This is a genomic window from Phocaeicola coprocola DSM 17136 (genome assembly GCF_000154845.1).
GTDB classification, from domain to species: Bacteria; Bacteroidota; Bacteroidia; order Bacteroidales; family Bacteroidaceae; genus Phocaeicola; species Phocaeicola coprocola.
Map to the genome: position 1 here is coordinate 100,062 of NZ_DS981428.1, position 1,374 is coordinate 101,435.

1 protein-coding gene and 1 pseudogene are annotated in these 1,374 nt (G+C 39.9%); both read right to left on the reverse strand.

Features of this window, described 5'->3' with window-relative positions:
• Positions 1 to 24: 24 nt before the first annotated feature.
• Positions 25 to 172: pseudogene (locus tag BACCOP_RS21500) on the reverse strand (group II intron reverse transcriptase/maturase); the annotation flags it as partial.
• A gap of 526 nt (positions 173 to 698) precedes the next feature.
• A partial coding sequence (locus BACCOP_RS00380; RefSeq protein ID WP_007564736.1) for an NCS2 family permease occupies positions 699 to 1,374 on the reverse strand: 676 nt, incomplete at its 5' end.

The window sequence follows — 1,374 nt, forward strand, 5'->3', positions numbered from 1 at the left end:
GGACTCAGGATTAGCTCAAAAATGGTGTTCCTTGTCGAAATGGTACTTCCACGATGTTGTCTTCACATATCCACATGAAAGTCTGCACTCCCTCATACCATTCGGTTTCCGACCTATCTCTTTGAGGGCAGTCATTAACTTCGGATAATGTTTTCTGCATTCGTTCTTTCATTAGGTATGTTTCAATTACTATCGTTTAATTATTAGGTTCAGTCCTTCGCAAACCTATCGGCTCGTTTGCTACTATGACTTCTGCTGACTTCTCACGGCAAGCTTTACTCCGCTGATTTCGATTTTTTCTATTTTCATGCGTCCGTGAGACCTCCTCGGATAAGGGTATTAACTTTCAATCTTATGTCTGCTTCATCTACATTAACCGTTCCGAATAGCTATAGGGCTTTGGTTTGGATAGCAACCTTACCCACGGTTTTTATGCCTTATATGAAGTTTCTGTTCGTCAGACCAGATGTTTGCCGCCAGCTTCTTTCAGATTCCACCTCACGATGGACACCCTTGCTATTGGCTGTATGATTCCCGCTATTAGGGCTCATTGGGGACTTGCACCCGTTAGCTAATACTCATGCCGAGCATACTATCAAAAAAGCATGTGAAACAAAGCCTGAAGACTTTTATTTCACATGCTTTTTATATTAATCTATCAAAGCTATCTCTCCCTTAAAACAGAGAGAAACTAGATTCTACATAAAGAACTTAAAGACAAAGATAACCGACAAAATATACATAGCCGGAGTCAATTTCTTATAATTTCCGCATAATAAATTTATCAGCACATAGCTTATCATTCCCAATACAATACCATCAGAAATACTATAAGCCAAAGGCATAAAGATAATACATATAAATGCAGGTATAGCCTCCGAATACTCAGTAAGATCAACTTTCTTGATAGAAGACATCATCATCAATCCTACCAGAATCAGTACCGGAGCAGTAGCAGCCCCCGGAACAGCCAGGAAGAAAGGAGCAAGAAACAAAGCAAGCAAGAAACAAACAGCTGTAACAAAAGCTGTCAGACCGCTACGTCCACCCTCACCTACTCCTGAAGCACTTTCCACAAAAGTAGTAATTGTACTGGTTCCCAACATAGCACCTACCGTTGTACCAACAGCATCTACCAAAAATGCTTGTTTCAAGTGAGGAATCTTTCCTTCTTTTGTCACCATACCAGCCTTAGTAGTTACTCCCACCAGTGTACCGATTGTATCAAACATATCTACAAACAAGAAAGTAAACACTACTATTACCATTTCTTTAGTAAATATATGTTCCCATTGGAATTTAAAGAAAATCGGCTCAATAGAAGGAGGAGCACTTACAATGCCGTCAATATGTGTCAATCCCATTGGAATACCA